This window comes from Prevotella sp. oral taxon 306 str. F0472 (assembly GCF_000257925.1).
In the GTDB taxonomy this organism is placed as follows: domain Bacteria; phylum Bacteroidota; class Bacteroidia; order Bacteroidales; family Bacteroidaceae; genus Prevotella; species Prevotella vespertina.
In genome coordinates this window covers 183,631-204,713 of the sequence record NZ_AJIN01000067.1, presented here as the reverse complement: position 1 = coordinate 204,713, position 21,083 = coordinate 183,631, and the positions used below count along the sequence as shown (strand labels likewise).

At 45.3% G+C, this 21,083-nt stretch carries 13 protein-coding genes; 8 read left to right on the top strand and 5 right to left on the bottom strand.

Translation table 11 applies throughout. The features are described from left to right. Positions 1-9: 9 nt before the first annotated feature. Positions 10-2,478 carry an FtsK/SpoIIIE family DNA translocase gene (locus tag HMPREF9969_RS11035; protein WP_009435843.1) on the bottom strand — a complete coding sequence of 823 codons (2,469 nt, stop codon included), beginning with the start codon at positions 2,476-2,478 and terminating at the stop codon, positions 10-12. Between the two features lie 105 nt (positions 2,479-2,583). Between HMPREF9969_RS11035 and HMPREF9969_RS11030 the strand changes: the two genes are divergently transcribed. The 3 genes from HMPREF9969_RS11030 (at position 2,584) to tilS (ending at position 5,886) form a co-directional block, all read left to right on the top strand. Further along, positions 2,584-3,246, top strand: a complete 663-nt coding sequence (locus tag HMPREF9969_RS11030) for a 3'-5' exonuclease (protein ID WP_036895680.1) — start codon at positions 2,584-2,586, stop codon at positions 3,244-3,246. Between the two features lie 62 nt (positions 3,247-3,308). Further along, positions 3,309-4,511 carry a class I SAM-dependent rRNA methyltransferase gene (locus HMPREF9969_RS11025; protein WP_009435985.1) on the top strand — a complete coding sequence of 401 codons (1,203 nt, stop codon included), beginning with the start codon at positions 3,309-3,311 and terminating at the stop codon, positions 4,509-4,511. Beyond that, on the top strand, positions 4,501-5,886 hold the full coding sequence (gene tilS, locus HMPREF9969_RS11020) for a tRNA lysidine(34) synthetase TilS (RefSeq protein ID WP_009435943.1): 1,386 nt from the start codon (positions 4,501-4,503) through the stop codon (positions 5,884-5,886). The genes HMPREF9969_RS11025 and tilS overlap by 11 nt, the downstream gene beginning before the upstream one ends. 445 nt (positions 5,887-6,331) lie before the next feature. Here the strand turns inward: tilS and HMPREF9969_RS11015 are convergent, their stop codons facing one another. The 4 genes from HMPREF9969_RS11015 to HMPREF9969_RS11000 are packed head-to-tail and all read right to left on the bottom strand — an operon-like array spanning position 6,332 to position 13,530. After that, on the bottom strand, positions 6,332-7,786 hold the full coding sequence (locus tag HMPREF9969_RS11015; protein ID WP_232212675.1) for an MFS transporter: 1,455 nt from the start codon (positions 7,784-7,786) through the stop codon (positions 6,332-6,334). A 42-nt stretch (positions 7,787-7,828) separates the two neighbouring features. Beyond that, positions 7,829-9,991 (bottom strand): alpha/beta fold hydrolase, encoded by a 2,163-nt coding sequence (locus HMPREF9969_RS11010; RefSeq protein ID WP_198005090.1) that lies wholly within the window; start codon positions 9,989-9,991, stop codon positions 7,829-7,831. 2 nt (positions 9,992-9,993) lie between these two features. Continuing rightward, entirely contained in the window at positions 9,994-11,919 is a 1,926-nt protein-coding gene (gene yidC, locus HMPREF9969_RS11005) for a membrane protein insertase YidC (protein WP_009435974.1), read from the bottom strand. Further along, positions 11,920-13,530: a CTP synthase gene (locus tag HMPREF9969_RS11000; protein WP_009435964.1), complete on the bottom strand. Its 1,611-nt coding sequence runs from the start codon at positions 13,528-13,530 to the stop codon at positions 11,920-11,922. It lies immediately after the preceding gene. Between the two features lie 677 nt (positions 13,531-14,207). Here HMPREF9969_RS11000 and HMPREF9969_RS10995 point away from each other — a divergent pair. The 5 genes from HMPREF9969_RS10995 to HMPREF9969_RS10975 all read left to right on the top strand — a co-directional run bounded on the left by HMPREF9969_RS10995 (position 14,208) and on the right by HMPREF9969_RS10975 (position 20,797). Continuing rightward, entirely contained in the window at positions 14,208-16,301 is a 2,094-nt protein-coding gene (locus tag HMPREF9969_RS10995) for a M3 family metallopeptidase (RefSeq protein ID WP_009435901.1), read from the top strand. 2 nt (positions 16,302-16,303) lie between these two features. Further along, a complete protein-coding gene (locus HMPREF9969_RS10990; RefSeq protein WP_009435982.1) occupies positions 16,304-16,738 on the top strand; it encodes a deoxycytidylate deaminase in 435 nt (144 codons plus the stop codon). A gap of 44 nt (positions 16,739-16,782) precedes the next feature. Further along, positions 16,783-18,465: a S41 family peptidase gene (locus HMPREF9969_RS10985; RefSeq protein ID WP_009435876.1), complete on the top strand. Its 1,683-nt coding sequence runs from the start codon at positions 16,783-16,785 to the stop codon at positions 18,463-18,465. Further along, complete coding sequence (locus tag HMPREF9969_RS10980; protein WP_009435788.1) at positions 18,465-19,070, top strand: 5-formyltetrahydrofolate cyclo-ligase; 606 nt, start codon at positions 18,465-18,467, stop codon at positions 19,068-19,070. Before HMPREF9969_RS10985 ends, HMPREF9969_RS10980 begins: the two co-directional genes overlap by 1 nt. A 170-nt stretch (positions 19,071-19,240) precedes the next feature. Further along, positions 19,241-20,797 (top strand): DUF438 domain-containing protein, encoded by a 1,557-nt coding sequence (locus HMPREF9969_RS10975; RefSeq protein ID WP_009435858.1) that lies wholly within the window; start codon positions 19,241-19,243, stop codon positions 20,795-20,797. The last annotated feature ends 286 nt before the right edge of the window (positions 20,798-21,083 follow it).

The following is a 21,083-nucleotide window of genomic DNA, read 5'->3' as shown; positions in this document are numbered from 1 at the left end:
CTTGGGTTGTTATCCACGTAGACTTGCCAAGAGATTATCGAGACTCACCTCGTCACTAAGCAATACTTCACGTGGTTTAGAGCCCTTTGCAGCTCCCACGATACCAGCTTTCTCCATTTGATCCATGAGCCTTCCTGCACGGTTGTAACCGATAGAGAAGCGGCGTTGAATCATACTCGTTGATCCTTGTTGATTGACAACAATGGCACGAGCAGCCTCTTCGAAGAGCGGATCCAGGCTGTGGGTGTCGAGCGAACCACCGCCAGCAGCATCGTCATCAGACAATGGCTCTGGGATTTCTAATGGTGCCACAGGTCCCAACTGATTAGAGATAAACTTCGAGATACTCTCTACTTCGGGTGTATCCACAAATGCGCATTGCACACGAACAGGGTCAGCTCCGTTGAGATAAAGCATATCACCACGTCCAACAAGCTGTTGCGCACCTGGTCGATCGAGGATAATTCGAGAGTCCATCATCGCTCCCACACGGAAAGCAATGCGTCCCGGGAAGTTCGCCTTGATGTTACCTGTGATGATAGAAGTCGTTGGTCGCTGTGTAGCAATAATCATGTGGATACCAATGGCACGTGCTAGTTGGGCGATACGAGTGATAGGCATCTCCACTTCCTTGCCTGCCGTGAGGATCAAGTCACCGAACTCATCAATGATAACAACGATGTATGGCATGTATTCATGCCCCTCTTCTGGGTTGAGGTGGTGGTTCAGATACTTCTGATTATATTCCTTTATGTTACGAACACGGGCTGCCTTGAGTTTGTCGTAACGCTCATCCATGAGCACACAAAGTCCTTTCAGCGTCTTTACCACCTTCTGCACGTCAGTGATAATAGGCTCTTCTTCATTCTCCTCAACGGCTGCCATGAATGGTTTAGCTATTGGGGAGTACACGCTGAACTCAACTTTTTTAGGGTCAACAAGCACTATCTTCAATTCATTCGGGTGTTTCTTGTATAAGAGCGAAGTGATGATAGCATTCAAACCAACGGACTTTCCTTGTCCAGTGGCGCCCGCTACAAGTAGATGAGGGATCTTTGCGAGGTCGACCATGTACACATCATTAGTGATAGTCTTGCCTAATGCGATTGGTAACTCCATCTTCGACTCTTGGAACTTCTTAGAGTTTAGGATCGAGAACATCGATACTATGTTAGGTTTCGCATTAGGAACTTCAATGCCAATGGTGCCCTTTCCTGGCATAGGAGCTATGATTCTTATACCGATGGCAGCAAGACTTAGAGCGATATCATCCTCTAGGTTCTTTATTTTAGATATGCGTATGCCCTGTGCGGGAGTAATTTCATAGAGCGTGATAGTGGGTCCTACCGTTGCACGTATGCTCCTTATCTGTACGCCGAAGTCGTTTAGTACCTTTATAATGCGGTCTTTGTTAGCCTCTAACTCCTCTTGACTCACATAGTTAGTCCGGTTATCTGAATCGTACTGTTTGAGTAAGTCGAGTGTAGGAAACTTCCATTTCGTGAATGGCTCACGTGGGTTTATAGGCGTTAAGAGTAATTCGTCATTAGCAACAGTGTTCCCGCTTGCCACCTCTGTCTTATGTGTCTCTTCCACATCAAAGCCCGGTTTCTCATTCTTCTTCTCGTTCTTCTGTGGTGTAGCAAGGACTGCTTTTTCTGGGAAAGAGTCGGGTAGACGCTCTACACCAGTAGGCTCGGTGGGTAAGTCGATAGGCTCGGTAAGGCTTGAGTCAATGGGTTCAACCTCGTCTTCTGGCTCCTCGTTGGGCATGAGAATATCCTCTTCATCATTGTTGTTAGCATCTCCCTGATGTCGACCACGCACCACGGTGAACTTCACCTTACTACGTATGTAGCCCACAGGGTTTAGTATTTTGCGTACGATAGTGATTGTTTCTGCAGTCAAATAAGTAAGGTATGCAATCATAACGATTACTAGTATCGACACCAAACCAGGTGCTCCTATAAGATTCTCCATATATTGAACGCAGAATGCCCCATGGTCGCCTCCAGGGTTAAAAACCTGCTCTCCCATCAAAGGAGTTAGGAATTTAGCAAACGTGACAGACCCCCATACCATTACAAGAGCCATCCCGAGAAACCATTTCGTTAGACTTATCTTCTTGTAAGCACCCATCATTCGAACGCCACAAAGCGCTATGAAGGCAGGAATAAGGAATGCGGGAATACCGAAACAACGTGAGATAAGACCGTAAGAAAGCAATGCTCCGATAGAACCACAGTAGTTCTGGAACTCACGAGCACCATTCTGAACCTCTCCGGGACGCATATCTACAACCAAACTCTGGTCTGCCTGTCCTGTAGAAAAGTAACTAATGAAAGCAATGCAGATGAATAAAGCGACGCACAAAAGTATGAGTCCGACCACAAACCCCGTCTTGTCATTAATGATATTATTGAGCCCCAGTGCCTCAGTGAACGTCTTGCTCTTGCGTTCGGATTTCTTCTTTGCCATTTATCTTATCAATGTTTTATCCTTGCAAAAGTAATAATTTCATGCCACATAAGTACAGGTTTTAATACTTTTTTTATACTTTTGCAAGTCAGTTGAGTATTGGAAATGAATAAAGTAATATATAATAAGTTCGATAAAAGTAGGATATCTCAATTACCAAGAGTGACCTTTCCCGGTCGAATTGTTGTCATTCTCAATGAGACGGAGGCTGAGAAAGCAGTCGATTATCTGCTTTCCAGGGATATTATAGGCGTCGACACGGAGACAAGACCAGTGTTTAAAAAGGGGCACCGACGCAAAGTTGCGCTCCTACAAGCATGTGATCACGATGTGTGTTTCCTCTTTCGTCTGAACTACATAGGTATCCCTGATTGTATAAAGAGGTTTCTTGAGGATACCACTGTGCCCAAAGTTGGACTCTCACTAAGCGATGATATGCTCATGCTTCACCAACGCGCCAACTTCAAACCAGGCTATTTTATTGACTTACAGGACTATGTTAAGTCGTTAGGAATCGAAGACATGAGTCTTCAGAAGTTGTATGCTAACGTCTTCCACGAGCGTATTGCCAAGCGTGAACAACTCTCTAACTGGGAGAATGAGGTGTTGAATGACAAGCAGAAACTCTATGCTTCCACTGATGCATGGACTTGTATTAAGCTCTATGAACGGCTGCACGAAATGAAGGAGACGGGCGATTACAAGCTAGTTGTTGTACCCACTCCAGAGCTAGCGACACCTGTTGAGGCTGCACACAAGAGCGAGTAAGCCCCCGTGTGAGCCTTTTGATAATAACAAGATGAAAGGAATAATAAACGAAAAAACACTTTATGTATAAGCAAGTATACTTAAATAGAGGAAAAGAAGAGAGTTTACTTCGTTTCCATCCATGGATATTCTCAGGTGCAATTAATCGTATTGATGAAGGATTGGAAGAGGGTGATATCGTCAGAGTGATGACCCACGACAACCGCTTCATAGCTGTTGGTCACTTCCAAATAGGCTCTATTGCCGTACGAGTTTTATCATTTCATGATGTCAAGATTGACGATGAGTTCTGGGAGAGCAGGCTCTCTGCTGCCTTGCAGGTACGCAATGCCATCGGGGTAATTCGTCAGTCGGGTGAAGGCAAGGAGGGCTATCCCAATACCACATACCGCCTCGTTCATGGTGAGGGCGACAACCTTCCAGGACTTGTAATAGACATATATGGCACAACAGCTGTTATGCAGGCTCATTCCGTTGGTATGCACGTCTGTCGTGAAGTCATTGCTCGCGCACTGGTGAAAGTGATGGGAAATCAACTCGATAGTATCTATTACAAGAGTGAGACCACCTTACCTTTTAAAGCCGAACTAGGGCAGGAGAATGGGTTTATCTATGGTCAGACGGATAACAACATAGCGATAGAGAATGGTTTAAAGTTCCATATTGATTGGTTGAAAGGACAGAAGACTGGCTTCTTTATTGACCAACGGGAGAACCGCAGTTTATTGGAATACTATGCCCAAGGACGCAGTGTTCTCAATATGTTCTGTTACACGGGTGGATTCTCAGTGTACGCTATGCGCGGTGGAGCAAAGTGTGTTCATTCTGTCGATAGTTCGGCGAAAGCCATCGAACTAACTAATAAGAACGTTGCTCTTAACTTCCCCGAAGACACGAAACATGCGGCTTTCTGCGAGGATGCCTTTAAGTATCTTGATGATAACGAGGGCAAGTATGACCTTATTATACTCGACCCTCCAGCCTTTGCCAAGCACCGAAAAGCATTGAAGAATGGGCTTCGTGGCTATACACGTCTTAATGTGAAAGGCTTTGAAAAGATACGCTCTGGCGGTATTCTCTTTACGTTCAGTTGCTCGCAGGTAGTGACTAAAGACAACTTTAGACAGGCTGTTTTCACAGCTGCCGCACAAGCGGGTCGAAAGGTGCGGATACTCCATCAGCTTCATCAACCAGCCGATCACCCTATCAATATATATCATCCTGAAGGCGAATACTTGAAGGGCTTGGTGCTATATGTTGAATAAGATCAAGCGTTACATAGCCTCGGAACAGCTCTTAAAGCCTAAGGCTCATTGCCTTGTAGCCCTTTCGGGCGGTGCTGATAGCGTCGCCCTGCTGTTGACAATGCGCCAGTTAGGTTACGAGACAGACGCTGTTCATTGCAATTTCCACCTCCGTGGCGATGAAAGCAATCGTGATGAGGAGTATTGCCAGAGCCTGTGTAAACAATTAAACATACCTCTTCACATTGCTCACTTTGATACTTTGACCTATTCCGAGGTGCATAAAGTGAGCATAGAGATGGCTGCACGTGAACTGCGTTATCGTTACTTCTTTCAGTTGAAAGAGGCTCTTGGGGCTGATGCGATATGTGTTGGGCATCATCAAGAGGATTCCGTCGAGACAATACTCATCAATCTTGTGCGTGGAACGGGGCTTAGTGGTATGCTTGGAATCCGTCCGAAGAAGGGCGACATTGTGCGTCCTCTGCTCTGCGTGAGCCGTAAGGAGATAGAAGAATACCTCCATCAGCAGGCTATTTCGTATGTTACTGATAGTACAAACCTCGTTGATGACGTTGTAAGAAACAAACTCCGATTGAATATTTTACCCCAGTTAGCAGCCATCAACCCGTCTGTTAACGATGCTATTCTTACAACGGCTCGGCACTTAATGGATGTAGATAAGATTGTAGAAGAATCTTTATTGCAGGCGTTACAATCGGCTGTCAAGCCTCTTAGGAATGGTCAGGAAATATCTTTCAAACGTCCTTTCATTTCTGAAGAGAATGTTCCTTTTGCTCTTGATTTACAGGTTGTTCGGCAATTCCCTGCGCCTTCTTACCTACTTTTCTATGTGTTGAAACCACTCGGATTTACCACTTCGCAGATTACAGAAGTTGCTGAACTTGCAAACGAAAAGACAGGGCAACTATGGGAGTCTGCGGCTTATGAGCTTACTCACGATCGTCATTCTCTGCTCGTTCTACCGCTTGAACACGATGTTCCACGCCCGCTCCTTATTCCTGAGACGGGGCGTTATGTCTATGATGAGCGCATTTCTATCCGACTAACGGCGTCTTTTCGCAACCCACAAACACCCCTTTCTTTCTCGAAGGATGCGAACATCATCGACTTAGATGCAGCCTCCATCCGTTTCCCTTTGACTCTTCGTCGAACAGAGGTAGGTGATCGCTTCACTCCATTGGGTATGCAGGGTACGCAATTAGTAAGCGACTTTTTAACCAATCGGAAGCGTAACCGCTTTGAGAAACGCACGCAACTTGTCTTGCAAGATGCCACGGGGACAATCTTATGGGTTGTTGGTCAGCGTATTAACCACCACTTCCGTCTCACCGAAGAAACCACCAAGTGTTTGCGTGTGGAGGCTCTTCTTTGATTTAACAAGAAGCCTCACTCCCAACCATCTACAGCCTCACCCCCGTCCCCTCTCCGAATGGAGAGGGGAGTGATTACTACTAGTAGGATGGAAGAGAATAGTTAGCAGGAATAGAGGTAATAATATTCTAGAATTAAAGAAACGCCCTTCTCGCTTGGAGAAGGGCGTTTCGTTGCTATGAGAAGAGCCTCTCCTTACATGAAAGAGACGCCCCCTTTGTATTAAGAGTGCCTTTTTCTAACTTGCTCCCGTTAGGCACTCCCCTCCCTTCGGAGGGGTTGGGGGAGGCTTTCCCATTCGGAGAGGGGACGGGGGTGAGGCTGTAGATGGACGGGGGTGAGGCTTCTTCTTTCCCTACGAATAGCGTTGGGGGAGGCTTTTCTGGGTGTAAGAATAGAGTTTAAAGAAGGCTATCCTTGATGGATAGAACCTCCCTCCTGCATCCTTACTTCTTGATATTTGCTTCCTGAAGACCGTACTTCTTCTTCTTATCAATGACGATAAGTACAAGCGAAACAATGATTGCTGCAACGCCACAAGAGGTGAAGAACGCTTCCATAGAGAAGTAGCTTGGGTCGTTCTTATTGAATGATCCTACTGCCATTGGCACTAGACTCAAACCGATATTCTGTATGTAGAAGATGATTGCATACGCCGAACCGAGGAGCTTCATAGGGATAATCTTTGGTACACTTGGCCACATGGCAGATGGTACCAAAGAGAAGGCTACACCTAAGACAAGCATGATTACGACTGCAAACCAGCCCACTGGGAGGATGTGAATCATAAAGATGAAGTGCACACAAGTGAGCATTGTACTACCAATGAGCATTAAGGTTGCACCCTTACCAATGCGGTCGTAAAGCGTTCCAAACAATGGGGTGAGGAGGATGGTACCGAATGGTATCACCCCAGGAAGCATTCCAGCAAAGGTGTCGGGTACGTTATAATTGGTAATCATCAGCTTTGTTGCAAACTTAAAGAATGGGAATACTCCACTATAGAAGAGCAGACATAGAGCTGTAATACACCAGAAACCTGGGTTGGAGAAGATAAACTTCAAGTCGGAGAAGTGGAATCCTTCATCCTCGCTATCTGCCGTATTCTGTCCCTCAACTGCCTCTGTTGACGCATCGAGCTTCTTATCCATTACGGTGTAAACAATGAATGCAAGCAAACCAATAACGAGTAGGACGAGACCAAGAAGGACTGGTGCACTAACGTGACCACCCATCGCCTTGGCAAATGGTAACGAACCCATCATGGCACCGGCAGTACCAAGACGAGCCAAAGCTACCTGTATTCCCATCGCAAGAGCAAGTTCGTGACCAGTGAACCACTTAGTGATTACCTTTGAAACTGTGATTCCGCAAATCTCACAACCTACACCGAATATAGCGTAACCAAGCGATGCTACGGCTGCAGACATTGGTAAACTGAAGTCGAAAGCACTGATAGAGAAGACGCTATCACCAAAGTCGGTGCTAACGCCGAAGTACTTAATTGCAACACCAATCACCATCAAGGAGCATGCCATCAAACCTGTGAATCGTATGCCCATCTTGTCTAGTATGATGCCACCGAAGAACAACATGAGTAGGAAGACATTGATGAGTCCATAACTACCAGCGAAGAATCCGTAGTTACTTGACGTCCATCCGAGACCGCCCTGAGCCTTTGGAGTCTCTAAGAGTGCCTCCAATGGCGACATTACATCAGTGAGGAAGTACCCCATCATCATAGTAAATGCAACTATAATCAGGGCTGTCCAACGTGCTTTAGGACTGTCACTGAGCTTTCTTTGAATTGTTTCTACCATTATAATTGATTGTTTTGTTTTTTCTTGATTATTGTCTTTTGTTTTTCTAATGAGTGCTGGTTTTCTAGAAGTTCTAGGTATCTTAAAAACAATTAGGATACCTAGAACCAGTCCTCCTGGTGCTTACTTGTTCTTCAACCAGCGGTCGAGCCAATTAAAGAAGGTGCGTTGCCAGAGGATACCATTTTGTGGTTTCAACACCCAGTGATTCTCATCTGGGAAGAGCAAGAGCTCTGCTGGGATACCACGTAATCGAGCGGCATTGAATGCGCCCATGCCTTGGTTGGCATTAATACGATAGTCTTTTTCACCATGGATACATAGTATCGGGGTGTCCCATTTATCAACGTTTAGATGTGGAGAGTTGGCATATGTGCGTTGAGCAGACGCACTCTTGTCCTTGTTCCAATACGCATCATCATACTCCCAGTTGCTGAACCAAGCCTCTTCAGTGTCCGTGTACATACTCTCGAGATTGAATGCTCCATCGTGAGCAATCAGACACTTGAATCGCTTGTTGTGTATTCCTGCAAGGTAGTAAACCGAGAATCCACCGAAAGAAGCACCCACTGCAGCCAAGTTATCCTTGTCGACAAAGGGCAAATTCTGCGCTGCGTCGTCAATAGACGATAGATAATCACGCATGCACTGACCCGTCCAATCGGTACTTACTTGTTCGTTCCATTCACTGCCATAACCCGGTAGTCCGCGTCGGTTCGGGGCTATTACTACATAGCCATTAGCCGCCATGATCTGTAGATTCCAGCGGTAACTCCAGAACTGAGAGACGGGACTTTGAGGTCCACCCTCGCAGAACAAGAGAGTTGGATAACGCTTGTTAGGATCGAAGTGAGGCGGTGTGATCACCCATTCCTGTAACTTCTTTCCGTCTGAAGTAGCAACCCAACGATCTTTAACCTCACCTAAAGCGAGTTGGTCGAAGATGTGTTTATTCTCGAAAGTAAGCTGTGTCTGTTGACTATCCGCATTGCCTTTTGAGGGCGTGATAGCGTAGATTTCATTCGGTTGAGATATGCTCTGACGGATACCTAATAGCTGTTTATTACCTAACAGAGCGATACTTACATAGTTATGGTCACCCTTTGTAAGTTGACGAACAGCCCCCTTGAGGTTGGTCTGATAGACATTAACGGTTGCATGCCATACTCCGATGAAGTATAAAGACTTAGAGTCAGCACTCCAAGTATAGTCATCTACATTCGAGTCGAAGCTCTCTGTGACATAAGTCTTGCGTCCTGTTGCCAGTTCGTAGACGCAGAGTCGATTGCGATCACTCTCATATCCATTGCGTTTCATGCTCTGCCAAGCAATGTATTTGCCGTCAGGTGAGAACTTAGGGTTGACATCATAGCCTACATTAAAGTCTCCTGACTGATGGTTGACAGCCTGATCTCGCATACTCTTTGTCGCATCGATCTTTGGTTCCACATAGTCGGCTGGCTTGCAGAGGTTGGTTGTCTTACCCGTTTCCACATTATATATATATATGTCGGCATCGGTAGAAATGGCATATTGAGTGCCCTCCTTCTTACGACAAGTATAGGCAACTGACTTTGAATCAGTGCTCCAGTCAATCTGTTCTATCCCTCCGAAAGGCGCCATCGGACTCTCATACGGCTCGCCCTCAAGTATGTCCTTGCCTGCATCCACGCCATTAGCTGTGACGTTGGCAACGAATGGGTGCGCATTAGAAGTTACGTAGTGATCCCAATGGCGATAGTTCATATCGGTGATTAACATACCTGTTGCCTTTGGAAGATCATCTGGATTCTCCTTGATAGTGCCGTGATAAGGAATGCTCTTGACCAATACCACGCGCTTCTTGTCAGGTGAGAATCGGAAGCCTTCGATGGCTATGTCAGAGTGAGTCAGTTGATGTCTATTACTGCCATCAGTCGACATTGTCCATAGCTGACCATCGGTTAGGAAAGCTAGAGTCTGGTTGTCCAACCATGCTACATCACTCTCACTTTTAGCAGAGGTAGTCAGTAGTTTGTCATTCTTACCATCGGCATCCATAATGCGAAGCACTTGATGTCCTCGGTTCTCTTTAACGCTGTAGTAGCCTACTTGATAGACGATTTTCTTACCATCAGGAGAGGCTTGTGCCGACCCGATTCTACCCATAGCCCAAAGAGCTTCAGGCGTCATCAGGTCGCTTTTTAGCGTGATGTTGCTACGTCCGATATTGACTTCCTGTGCCTGAGACACAGTCCCCGTCATCATCAAAGCAGCTGTCATTGCGACCGTTAAGTTCCTGTTCATAGTTATAGACCTTTCTTTCTTTTATTTAATTCGTCCTGTTTCTTACGCATTTCCTCTTGCTGTTTTTGCTGCATCTCTTGCAATGCCTGCATACGAGCAAAGAGTCCGCTCGCCTTCTTCGGATCGTTCTTCTTTTCCTTTCGGTGCGCTTCGAGGATTGCTAAAAGCTTCTCGTCATTGGTCGTTCTACGCAATGTCCACATGATAGCAGCCGAGAAGAAGAGGGACACAAAGTAGTAGAAGTTGAGTCCAGAAGAGTAGTTATTGAACATAAAGAAGAAGAAGAGTGGCATCGCAAACATCATGTATTGCATCATTTTCATTTGGTCTGCTTGCTGTCCAACCATCTGATCTTTCTGTTGTTGCATTGTGAACCAAGAGTAGAGAAGATTGGCTCCACAGAATAGAATACACGTCAGTGAGAGGTGGTCACCGATAAGCCATAAGTCGCTATTCCACGACCAGATCGGGTCGTAAGTACTGAGATCCTTCATCCAAAGGAAGCTCTCTCCACGCAATTGGATGGCGTTTGGAACAAAGTTGAACATCGCAATCCAAATAGGCATTTGGATAAGCATTGGCAAGCAACCAGATAATGGACTCACACCATACTCGGCGTATTTTTGCATCATAGCTTGCTGCTTCTGCATTTGATCTTCAGGCTTATTAAACTGCTTAGTAGCCTCATCGAGCTTTGGTTTCAGCACCCTCATCTTAGCCGAACTCATATAACTCTTCTTCACCATTGGGAATGTTATGAGCTTTAATAATAAGGTGATAAGGATGAGAACAACGCCCATTGGGAACACTTTACTTAGCCAGTCAAAGACGTAAAGAGTGAACCATCGGTTGATAATACGGAACAGTGGCCACCCGAGATAGACGAGTCTCTGCATATCAAGGTCTTTCCCGAAGCGACTCTCCTTCTCGACTGATTGCAATAGACGGAAGTCGTTCGGACCGAAGTAGAACTCAAACTCTGACGCCTTCTTACCCGTTGGATCGAATCCAGCCTTCATGTTGGCAGCATATTGCTTGAGGTATTTTGTCTCCTTCTCAAGCGGTGTACTCTTGAGCTGTGCACCTGTTGCAAAGTTGTCTTTAGCGATCATCACCGCTGAAAAGAACTGATTCTTAAATGCCACCCAGTCCATTGGCTCCTCTGTAGTCTCCTCTTTCTCGGAGGTTTCACTGAGGTAGTCTGTACTGCCATCGTGCTTCTTGTAAGTCAGAGTAGCATATCTGTTCTCAAACATAAAGCCACGTTCTTGCTGTCTACACCTATCTTCCCAGTTGATATCCATTTGGTTATAATTAGGTGCAAACATACCACTCATGCCCTCAGCCTGCAATGACATGTGAAGGAGATAATCCCTTCCAAGGGTATAGTTCAGCGTCAAGGTCTTACCCTTTCCAGCCTCAGCAGTAAGCGTAACAGTACTATCTGTGACGTTAGAAGGCGTGAAGTAAAGATCCTTTGTTTCGATGTTTGAAGTCTTAGCAGACAGCATGAAGTTAAGGTTCTGATCGTTCCCACTGAATAAAGTAAGGTCTTTCTGATCCTTAGAACCATCCTTTACATCAATGTCATGACCTACATAGTTCTTGATAACTGCCTTACGAACAACACCTCCCTTAGTCGACAAGGTCAACTCCACCTTACCATTCTTTAGTGTGATATCTTGCGCCTTTCCATTCAGTGCCGAATGAAAAAGAGCCGTCGTATCAGTGGCAGCCTGTGCCTTTTGTTGTGCTTGTTTTGCTGCAAGGAGTTTCTGACTTGCGTTCTTCTTAGCCGCTGCGATAGAATCGAGTTGAGCCTCTTTTTGTTGTTGTTCAAGCTGCTCTTTAGATGGTTGTTGCCACCATGCAAAGCCAAAAAGTACTAGGGCTATAAGGATGAACCCAGTAATAGTTTTCTTATCCATTTATTGTTTTTTCTGATTGTCTATAGATGCTTTTACGAATGAGAGGAACAATGGGTGTGGGTGAAGAACCGTCGATTGATACTCTGGATGGAACTGAGTTCCGATGTACCAACGTAGTCCCGATACCTCTACAATCTCGACTAACTCACTCTCAGGATTGCGTCCGACGCACTGCATACCATGCTTTTCAAATTCCTTCTCATAGTCGTTATTAAACTCATAACGATGTCTGTGACGCTCCTGGATATGTTCTTGTTTATAAATATCAAATGTCTTTGAGCCTTGACGAAGTACACACTCGTAAGCTCCCAAACGCATTGTTCCACCCATGTTGGTTATGTTCTTCTGCTCCTCCATGATATCAATAACGTTGTGCGGGGTCTTTCCGTCAATCTCACGAGAGTTCGCATCCTTATATCCGAGGACGTTACGTGCAAACTCAATAACCATCATCTGCATACCAAGACAGATTCCGAACGTCGGGATGTCATGGGTTCGTGTATAATGTGCTGCCACTATTTTCCCTTCGATACCACGCTGTCCAAAGCCCGGACAAATCACTATTCCGTCCTGTCCTTTTAGCTTTTCTGCAACGTTATCTTCGGTTATCTCTTCTGAAGAAATGAATGTTATAACTGTCTTATGGTCGTTATATACACCTGCTTGAAGCAATCCTTCACGAATACTCTTATATGCATCTTGCAGGTCATACTTGCCCACAAGACCGATATGAACTTCTTTCTTCGCCTTGCGTTGACGATCGAGGAACTCCTTCCAAGGGCCTAGGCTCGGTGCAGGACCTACCTCTTCGCCACACTTACGCAATATTGCTGCATCCAAACCTTGTGCTTGCATATTGATAGGAACATCATAAATGCTAGGTAAGTCTTCGCTTTGTACAACGCAGTCGAAGTCCACGTTACAGAAAGCAGCCACCTTCTTGCGAATATCATCATCGAGATGTTTCTCTGTACGAAGCACGAGTATATCAGGCTGAATACCCACACTCTGCAACTCTTTCACACTATGTTGTGTTGGCTTAGTCTTCAACTCGCCCGCTGCTTTAAGGTATGGCACATAGGTCAAATGGAGGTTGATAGCACGCTTTCCGAGTTCCCATTTCATCTGACGAATAGCCTCCAAGAATGGTGCCGACTCAATATCTCCGATCGTACCACCAATCTCTGTAATCACAAAGTCATAGTGATACTTCTTGCCAAGGAGCTTGATATTACGCTTAATCTCGTCTGTTATGTGTGGAACAACTTGTATGGTCTTACCGAGATAATCGCCCCGACGCTCCTTATCAATGACACTCTTGTAGATACGACCAGTAGTCTTTGAGTTGGCCTTAGTGGTCTGTATGCCCGTAAAACGCTCATAGTGACCGAGGTCAAGGTCGGTTTCCATACCATCAACAGTTACGTAGCACTCCCCATGCTCGTATGGGTTTAGCGTTCCAGGGTCGATGTTTATGTACGGATCAAACTTCTGAATGGTGATGTTGTAACCCCTTGCTTGCAGGAGCTTACCGATTGACGACGAGATAATACCTTTCCCTAAAGAGGAAACAACGCCGCCCGTTACGAAGATATACTTTGTTTCAGCCACGATTATGAATGTTTAATTGTTGTCTAAACTACCTATGTTTTATAATTACATACTAATGTGCAAAGATACTACTTTTCTATGAATTAGACTGCTTATAATAAGGTTTTTTAGGCAAACCGAGTACCTTTTATCATCATACAGACTATTCGCTGGAATTCAAAATGCATAATCAAAGTGCAAACAAACAGCCTCCCCAAGCCCCTCCGAAAGGAGGGGATGTATTCCACCAAAGCTCTTCTTTGATTCAACAACCAGCCTCACCCCCAACCCCTCTCCGAATGGAATAACCCCACCCAACCTCCCCCAAGGGGAGGAGTGCCTAACGGGAGCCAATTAGGGGAGGCTTACTTTAATTCAAAGAGGGCGTTTCTTCGATGTGAGGAGACGCCTTCCTTAATGCAAAGAGACGTCCTTCTCAATTCGAGAAGAGCGTCTCTTCATTTGCTACTTCATGACTCACGCTAACCAGGGACAGCCCCGTTACATTGGACGATATGCTACAGAGTATCTTAGCAGACCTTCATTACAAACAGAACTAATCATAATTTTGAATTATGAACTTTGAATTTTGAATTAAAGAAGAGCCTTGCCTAATTTTCTATAAAAACTCTCTTAAATAAGTGAAAAGTCCTTTTTTTTGTTTACCTTTGTACATTGATAAGATTGAGAGATATAATATGACAGATAAAACACCAACAGAAGGGACACACAAAAACCCTTTCTTTCTACCATACGATACACCGCATGACACGGTGCCATTCGATCGCATCCGCCTAGAAGACTATGAGGAAGCTATGATGGAGGGCATTCGTCGTGAGGATGAACAAATAGAGAAGATCGTTAATAACCCTGAAGAACCAACCTTCGAGAATACTATCATACCCGAAGATGATGTACAGGGACGAAAGCATTACTACGATTTGTTGAATCGTGTGGAGGCTGTTTTCTTTAATATGCTAAGTGCGGAAACGAATGATGAGATGGATGCTTTAGCACAGAAGATGAGCCCTATTCTCACGAAGCATAGCAATGATGTGAGTCTAAATCCTAAGGTGTTCGAACGAATTAAACGTGTGCATGAACACCATCGGGAGCTTACCCCGGAGGAAGCCAGACTATTGGAGAATAGCTATGACGGCTTTGTTCGTAGTGGTGCGTTGCTCGATGAGGATGGAAAAAACCGCCTCCGACAACTCACCGAAGAGGCTTCTATGCTCTCATTGCAGTTCTCTCAGAACCTTCTCAAGGAGAATAAGGCTTACACCTTACATATTATTAATGAACAGCAACTCGATGGTTTACCTGATACGGCACGTGAGACTGCACGCGAAGCAGCCAAAGAACGCGAGCTTGAAGGGTGGGTGTTCACACTTGATGCACCCAGTTATGGACCGTTCATGATGTACAGTACGCAAAGAGACTTGCGTCAGGAATTATTCATGGCACGCAATACTCTGTGCATAAAGAACAATGATACGAATAATCTTGAGGTCTGCAAGCGTCTCGTGAACCTACGTCGTGAGATGGCACAGTTGCTTGGTTACGATACATACGCTGATTATGTCATGAAATATCGCATGGCTTCTTCGGTGGAGAATGTATATAAACTACTGAATGACCTCATAACTGCTTACAAGCCTACTGCACTATCCGAACATGCGGAAGTAGAGGCTTTAGCAAAGGAAATAGAGGGCGATGACTTCAAGATGGAGCCATGGGATACGGCTTATTATACGCATAAGCTGAAGATGAAGAAGTATGATCTTGACCCTGAGATGTTACGCCCTTACTTTGAAGTAAATAATGTCATTAAAGGTGTATTCGGGCTTGCCACTCGCCTTTATGGTATTACCTTCAAGGAGAATAAGGCAATTCCTGTTTATCATCCTGACGTTAAGCCTTATGAAGTCTACGACAAGGACGGCAGCTACTTAGCGGTTCTCTACGTCGATTTCCACCCTCGTAAAGGCAAGAGGGATGGTGCTTGGATGACCGAGTTCCAGGGTCAGTGGATCGATAAAGACGGCAAGAACGTGCGCCCGCATGCGTCTTTAGTGATGAATCTATCTAAGCCAACGGAGGACAAACCAGCGTTACTTCGACTCGGAGAAGTCGAGACTTTCCTGCATGAGTTTGGGCATTCTCTACATGGAATGTTCGCTAACACGCGCTTCGAAAGCATGTCTGGTACCAATGTATGGTGGGACTTTGTGGAGCTACCCTCGCAATTCATGGAGAACTTCGCAGTAGAGAAAGAGTTCCTAAAAACCTTTGCCTTCCATTATCAAACAGGTGAACCAATGCCCGACGAACTGATTGACAAGATTATTGCCAGTCGTAACTTCGGTGCTGCAACAGCCTGTTTAAGACAAGTTGCATTCGGTTTGCTCGATATGGCGTACTACACACAAAAGGATGAGTTTACCGATGATATCATTCCTTTCGAGAAGCAGGCTTGGGCAAAGGCGATTATCGGTGAACAACGCAAGGACACGTGTATGACGGTGCAATTCTCGCATATCATGGCAGGAGGATACGCTGCCGGATACTATAGCTACAAGTGGGCTGAGGTACTGGATGCCGATGCTTTCAGTGTGTTCAAACACGAGGGTATCTTCAACCAAAGCACTGCGCAACGTTTCCGCGACAATATTCTCTCTCGCGGAGGGACGGAACATCCAATGGAACTCTATAAGCGTTTCCGTGGTAAAGAACCAACGATACAGGCGTTGATGGAGCGTGATGGAATAAGAACTAACAAAGAGCTTTAAGCATGAACAGCAAACAATCCCTTCTAGACTATCGTTATCTACGCATGGCAAGGATATGGGCGGAGAACTCATACTGCCGTCGTCGACAGGTCGGAGCACTAGTAGTTAAGGACAAGATGATTATTAGTGACGGTTATAATGGTACGCCAAGTGGATTCGAGAATGTCTGTGAGGACGAGACTGGAACGACGTTTCCTTACGTCTTGCATGCCGAGGCTAACGCTATCACGAAACTGGCTAGAAGTAGTAATAATAGTGATGGGGCAACGCTCTACGTAACGGCTTCGCCCTGTATAGAATGTGCCAAATTGATTATCCAATCGGGGATTCGTCGGGTTGTATATGCCGAGAAGTATCGTCTAACAGATGGTATTGACTTGCTGAAAAAGGCTGGTGTAAAGGTTGAATATAAGGCTTTAGAGGGCGGACAGGACTAATATAATAAGGTGTAAGAAATGCCCGCTGATAAGTAAGAACATTTATGAATAAAGATAAAAATAATCGTTTCGTACCACTATTGATGGCTGTGTCTGTAGTCATCGGAGTCCTCATTGGCACCTTTTATGCCAATCACTTCTCTGGTAACCGATTGAATATTATCAATAGTGGAAGCAATCGATTGAATAACTTACTACACATCATTGATGATCAGTATGTCGACTCTGTCAATATCGACGAACTGGTTGAGAAGGCTATACCAGAGATCCTTTCGGAGCTCGATCCACACTCTGTTTACATCAGCGCAAAGGATGTTCAGGCTGCTACTGACGACTTGAAAGGCTCCTTCTCAGGCGTTGGTATTGAGTTTATCATACGTAACGACACATTGAGAGTACAGAATGTTATCAAGGATGGACCTGCTGATAAGGCTGGCATTCTGGCTGGTGATAAGGTGGTAAGTATCGGTGGTAAGCCTTTCGTGGGGAAGTCTGCTACAAACGAAGAAGCCATGCGCAGGCTCAAAGGACCTAAAGATTCTAAGGTCAAGATAGGCGTTTTGCGCTATGGAGATCGTCAACCAAGAATATTCACAGTGACGCGTGGTGACATCTCAGTAAAGAGTATTTCGGCAGCTTATATGTTGAATGACTCCACTGGATATATACGTGTTAAGAACTTCGGCGAACGCACTTATGCAGAGATGCTTGCCGCTCTGCAATCCTTGAATATACAAGGAGCTAGACAGTTAGTAATCGACCTTCGAGACAATGGAGGTGGTATCCTCGATGCCGCCGTACAAATGGCTAATGAGTTCCTACCGAAGAATAGACTCATTGTATATACACAAGGAAGGAAGAGCCCAAGGGTAGATTATCGTAGTGATGGGCGTGGAAGCTATCAACATATACCAATGGTTGTACTCATCAATGAGAACTCTGCATCTGCAGCAGAGATCTTTGCGGGGGCAATGCAGGACAATGATAGAGCCTTAATAGTGGGTCGCAGATCATTTGGAAAGGGTCTTGTGCAACAGCAGATACAGTTCCCTGATGGTAGCATGATACGTCTTACAGTAGCAAGATACTACACTCCGTCGGGCAGATGCATACAGAAACCATTCAAGCCAGGCGATAACATCGACTATGAGAACGACATTCTCACACGTTACAAGAATGGGGAATTCTTCTCACAGGATAGTATCAAGCATAAAGGACCAGCCTATCACACCCATAACGGGCGCACTGTTTATGGTGGAGGAGGCATTACGCCTGATATATTCGTGCCTGAGGACACATCGAAGGTGACGTCTTATTTCAAAGAGGCGGTGCTTAGTGGACTGATGATGCAGTATTGCTTCAATTACACGGATAAGTATCGTAAGAAGTTAAGTACCTACACAGAGATGCGCCCACTGGCTGCTTATCTGTCTAAGCAGAACCTTGTCAGCGACTTTGCTAACTATGCCGACCACAACGGGCTACATCGTCGTAACCTCATGATCATGCGTTCGCACACCCTACTGGAGGATTACCTCAACAGTAGAATCATCTATAATATCCTTGATGAGCAGGCTCTTTACGAGTATGCTAACCTCACGGACGAAACTATAAAGCGGGCTTTAAGTGTCTTCAAGATGCCTCGGAGCCTTCTTCTAAAACCTCAAAATCATGCACGGGATACGTCTGTTTCACACGGACGAACCCGTCCTAATCTAAGAAGATAATGACATACAACCTGTCTCCTAAACCCTCCTCTCCCACATGGGAGGAGGACTTTAAGGGGAAAACGAAGCCTGAGTTGCGCCGTTATGTACGACTGCTCAAACAGCAGTTCACGGCTGAAGAACTCACAGAACAGTCACACCTTATTATAAATAAGGTGCAGGCTCATCCGCAATTAAGGGTTGCTAATACCATTTTCTTATATACCTCAATGCCCGACGAAGTCAACACACACGAGCTTATTCAGCAACTCTACGATGACGGGAAGCGCATACTGCTACCCGTAGTAGTGAGTCCGACGGAGATGGAACTGCGTCTCTTTCGGGGGTGGGAAGCAATGGAATGCAGTTCATATGGAATCATGGAACCCACTGGTAACTATTTCGATGATTATGAAAGCATCGACTTTGCCCTTATTCCAGGCATGGCTTTCGATGCAGAATGTAATCGCCTCGGACGTGGAAGAGGCTATTACGATCGCTTCCTACCGCTGATAAGTCGTGCTTATAAGCTCGCTGTCTGCTTCTCCTTTCAGTTCTTTGCACACATCCCAACCGATAAGACGGATATAAAAGTGGATGAGGTCATGAGAGGAGAAGTATTTTAAGCTTGCGAACACACTACTTTCAGATTATGAAGTAGCGACTTCCAGGATTTAAAAGATTATTTAACTAAAAACCAAAAGGATTTAACATCACCAGGTAACAAATGTTATCTAAGATATTCATTATCGGTAAGTACCTTTGCAACAAACGAATATTTAATCTGTAACAGACTATGGTTAATAAGATGAAAGACTATCTCCCAGAGATAGAAATGGATAAGATGAAGGCGCTTCTTGACGTTGAGGAGCGTTACGAAACAGGTAAGATAACACTCGAGGAAGCACGTGAAATCATGCGAACAAAGGTGGGGAAGATTCGCCCCTATCACATTGCTTACATGGAGCAAACGCTTAAAGATGGTGCTGAAGACGAGTGTGTACGTGTGGATATGCGCAAGGTGAATGAGCTACTGGAGGGTTTCATGGACACGAGTCGACCAGAGTTACCAGCCGACCATCCGCTTACACATTATTATAAAGAGAATGATGAGATGCGCAAACTATTGCTTGCTGCAGAGGACCTAGTGCAATATCCCGTCATTAAAAACCAATGGCTCGAATTGTACGATCAGTTCCGTCAATATCCAAAGCACTACCATCGCAAGCAAAACCAGCTCTATCCGTTATTGGAAAAGAAAGGTTTTGATCGACCAACAACGACGATGTGGAACTTTGATGACATCGTTCGAGATGCTATCAAGAACTGTTATCAACTCTTGGAAGCTGGTGATGAGGATCAGTTCATAGCTGCTCAAAAGGAGATGATAGAGCTTGCACGCGACCTTATGGATAAGGAGGAACGTATCCTCTATCCCACTTCCTTGGCATTAATCAGCCCTGCCGAATTTGAGGATATGAAGTCGGGTGATCAAGAGATAGGCTTTGCTTTCTTTGATGTTAAGCATGAAGAAACGCCAAAGACAGCCACAACATCCACCGCTGATGATAGCTCCTTTGCGGCTGACTTACAGGCACTTTTAAAGAAACATGGCTATTCCGTTGGGAAGGATCAGGAGTTAGATGTAACCACAGGAAAGCTCACCTTGGAACAAATCAACCTTATTTATAAGCACTTACCAGTAGACATCTCTTTCGTAGATGAGCATGAATTGGTGAAGTTCTATTCGGACACTGACCATCGAATATTCCCTCGTTCGAAGAATGTCATTGGTCGCGAAGTATCCAACTGTCACCCTCGTAAGAGCGTACATATCGTTAAGGAGATCGTTGAGAAGTTCCGTAATGGGGAGCAGGAGAAGGCTGAATTTTGGATTAACAAGCCTGAGGTGTTCCTTTACATCGTCTATTTTGCGGTGCATGATGACGCTGGTAATTTCCGAGGTGTACTCGAAATGATGCAGGATTGCACACATATTCGTTCGCTGACAGGCTCTCAAACGTTATTAACATGGGCTAATCAGGAACCAAACTCTCCCACTGGTAACAACACAGGAAGCACCCCAACCAATCCTGAAGAAGACTCTGATTCTGCAGAAGGGACGACAAAGAAACCTATTGCCATCACTCCCGAAACGCAGCTAAAAGACCTTTTTGCAGCTTATCCAACACTGAAAAAGGAACTTGCAGCACGTTACACACCCTTCAAAATGCTAAACTCTCCACTCGGAAAGCTCATCCTTAAGAAGGCAACGATTGCTTCCGCTGGTGAGCGTTCGGGCTTAGGTGAGGAGAAACTCATCGCTATGATCAAGGAAATTATTGCGCAATAGGAAAGGAAGAGAAGCCTCCCCAAGCCCCTCCGAAAGGAGGGGATGTCTTCCCCAAAAGCCTATCTTTTATTCAACAAACAGCCTCACCCCCGTCCCCTCTCCGAATGGAGAGGGGCGTGAATACAGCTATTAGCTTGCAAAGTAATGCTAAACAGGAATAGAGGTAATCATATTCTAGAATTGACGAAACGCCCTTCTACAATCGAGAAGAAGCCTCACCCCCGTCCCCTCTCCGAATGGAGAGGGGAGTGATGACTGCTATTAGCTTGCAAGTTAATGCTAAACG

Bases quoted from the DNA above. Each gene is read 5' to 3' on its own strand.
- yidC (WP_009435974.1), bottom strand. From the start codon at position 11,919: ATGGATAAGAAAACTATTACTGGGTTCATCCTTATAGCCCTAGTACTT.
- HMPREF9969_RS10995 (WP_009435901.1), top strand. From the start codon at position 14,208: ATGACAGATAAAACACCAACAGAAGGGACACACAAAAACCCTTTCTTT.
- HMPREF9969_RS11030 (WP_036895680.1), top strand. From the start codon at position 2,584: ATGAATAAAGTAATATATAATAAGTTCGATAAAAGTAGGATATCTCAA.
- HMPREF9969_RS11035 (WP_009435843.1), bottom strand. From the start codon at position 2,478: ATGGCAAAGAAGAAATCCGAACGCAAGAGCAAGACGTTCACTGAGGCA.
- tilS (WP_009435943.1), top strand. From the start codon at position 4,501: ATGTTGAATAAGATCAAGCGTTACATAGCCTCGGAACAGCTCTTAAAG.
- HMPREF9969_RS11010 (WP_198005090.1), bottom strand. From the start codon at position 9,991: ATGAACAGGAACTTAACGGTCGCAATGACAGCTGCTTTGATGATGACG.
- HMPREF9969_RS10975 (WP_009435858.1), top strand. From the start codon at position 19,241: ATGGTTAATAAGATGAAAGACTATCTCCCAGAGATAGAAATGGATAAG.
- HMPREF9969_RS10980 (WP_009435788.1), top strand. From the start codon at position 18,465: ATGACATACAACCTGTCTCCTAAACCCTCCTCTCCCACATGGGAGGAG.
- HMPREF9969_RS11025 (WP_009435985.1), top strand. From the start codon at position 3,309: ATGTATAAGCAAGTATACTTAAATAGAGGAAAAGAAGAGAGTTTACTT.
- HMPREF9969_RS10990 (WP_009435982.1), top strand. From the start codon at position 16,304: ATGAACAGCAAACAATCCCTTCTAGACTATCGTTATCTACGCATGGCA.
- HMPREF9969_RS10985 (WP_009435876.1), top strand. From the start codon at position 16,783: ATGAATAAAGATAAAAATAATCGTTTCGTACCACTATTGATGGCTGTG.